Here is a 2,173-nt window from a genome sequence, read left to right on the forward strand (position 1 = left end):
CAGTCTCTGTAGCCAGCGTTGATGCACCCATCGGCGGAAACGCTGATAATCGCAATCGTCGGTACACAGCGTGTCACCATGCAATATCACGACCCGAAGCCTGTCAAACTGCATAACCTGCTGCGCGGGCAGTAACGTCATACCACAGGCGCTGGCGTAGCGCTGCCCGAGTAAGAAGTCACGATTACCATGAATGAAATAGCAGGGAATACCGCGTTGATCCAGATCCTGTAGCGCGACAGCTATCTCGTGATGCAGCGGATTGGGATCGTCATCGCCTATCCACATCTCAAACAGGTCGCCAAGAATATACAACGCTTGCGCGGCTACGGCACGGGTGCGCAAAAAATGCAGAAAACTGGCGGTAATCGCCGGCTTTTGTGCACAAAGATGAATATCCGCAACGAACAGTGTTGACATGCGGCTAGGGTTATTATTCCGAGACCGTTGCATGTGTAATGATGACGTCATTTTTTAGTACGTCCTGGTGCATCCCCCGCTGTGGCCAGTAGAGATGGCCTTTGATTTTATCCACCACGTCCAGGCCATCTGTCACTTCGGCGAGGACACAATATCCCCAGCCGTCGGGACGCTCAGAGCGGGAAATTCAGGAAGTCATTATCCACATCCACCACGTTGATAAAAAATTGCGCAGTAGCGGAATGTGGATCGTTGGTGATGGCTATCGCCAGTGTACCGCGATTTTTTCAGACTATTATTGGTTTCGTTTTTCATCGGCGCCTGGGTGGAATTTTGTTCCATGCCGGGGATAAAAAAGCCGCTGCCCTGGATCATGAAACCATTAATCATGCGATGGAAAATGGTATTTTTATAAAACCCACTGTGGTAATAATTGAGAAAATTCTCAACGGCTAACGGCGCTTTTTCCGCAAGAGATTTGGCAACGATATCGCCGTTATTAGTATGTAAAGTGACCATATTTTACTTAATGTCCTGAAAGTTTGATGAATTGCATTCATACAAAGTGTACGGGCAGAGAAGTTTTATAGCATAATTCTGGCATTAGAGTCAGCATCGTCCCCGTTTCCCTCCGGGCGATAGATGACAGCGTCGCGTTAAGAGTGGGGAATTTCGGGACATACCCTTGCAATAGCTTCGGCTTCAGGGTTCAATGCCCATTATGTTTATTGACCTTTACCGCTGGTCTCTCTGCACGCGTAATCCGCAGACACATGGAATGATTTTCTATGCTAAAGATTTTTAACACTCTGACACGCCAAAAAGAGGAATTTAAACCTATCCATGCCGGTAAAGTCGGTATGTATGTGTGCGGCATCACCGTGTATGACCTATGCCATATCGGCCATGGGCGCACTTTCGTCGCCTTTGACATTGTTACACGCTATCTACGCTATCGCGGCTTTGAGGTCAATTATGTCCGCAATATCACCGATATTGAAGACAAAATTATCCGCCGTGCTTCTGAAAAAAGCGATACTTTTCATAATCTTACTGATAGAATGATCCGGGAGATGCACTATGATTTCGACAAGCTGAATATCTTGCGTCCCAACCATGAACCGCGCACTACGCACTATATGGACGCGATTATTGAATTGGTGGGGAAGCTTCTAGCCAGAGAACATGCCTATGTGGCCACGAACGGTGATGTGATGTTCACCGTGGACAGCGACAGAGACTATGGCTTATTGTCCCGTCAGGATCTGGCGCGGCTTCAGGCCGGCACTCGTGTCGAGGTCACTGGAGTAAAACGCAACCCCATGGATTTTGTGCTGTGGAAAATGTCGAAGCCCGGCGAGCCGAGTTGGCCATCTCCATGGGGCGACGGCCGTCCTGGCTGGCACATTGAGTGTTCGGCTATGAACAGCCGGGAGCTTGGCCATCATTTCGACATCCACGGCGGTGGTTCGGACCTGATTTTCCCGCACCATGAAAATGAAATCGCGCAGTCCACCTGCGCTCACGAAGGTCCTTATGTCAATGTGTGGATGCACGCCGGGATGGTGATGGTCGATCGAGAGAAAATGTCCAAATCCTTGGGTAACTTTTTCACCGTGCGTGACGTCCTGCGCTATTACGACGCCGAAACGGTACGCTATTTTCTGATGTCCGGCCATTACCGCAGCCAACTTAATTATAGCGGAGAAAATCTCAAACAGGCGAGGGCCGCGCTTGAGCGTCTGTATACCGC

Annotated in this window: 1 protein-coding gene and 2 pseudogenes; 1 reads left to right on the forward strand and 2 read right to left on the reverse strand. The window is 49.5% G+C overall.

Going from position 1 to position 2,173, the window contains the following annotated elements:
• Positions 1-420: pseudogene (locus tag BG74_RS17820) on the reverse strand (UDP-2,3-diacylglucosamine diphosphatase); the annotation flags it as partial.
• 13 nt (positions 421-433) lie between these two features.
• Positions 434-939 (reverse strand): annotated as a pseudogene (locus BG74_RS07475) (peptidylprolyl isomerase).
• Positions 940-1,208: 269 nt separating this feature from the next.
• Here BG74_RS07475 and cysS point away from each other — a divergent pair.
• Positions 1,209-2,173, forward strand: a 965-nt coding sequence (cysS, locus tag BG74_RS07480; protein ID WP_244267424.1) for a cysteine--tRNA ligase, incomplete at its 3' end; no start/stop codon positions are given.

The organism is Sodalis-like endosymbiont of Proechinophthirus fluctus (assembly GCF_001602625.1).
Classification (GTDB): domain Bacteria; phylum Pseudomonadota; class Gammaproteobacteria; order Enterobacterales; family Enterobacteriaceae.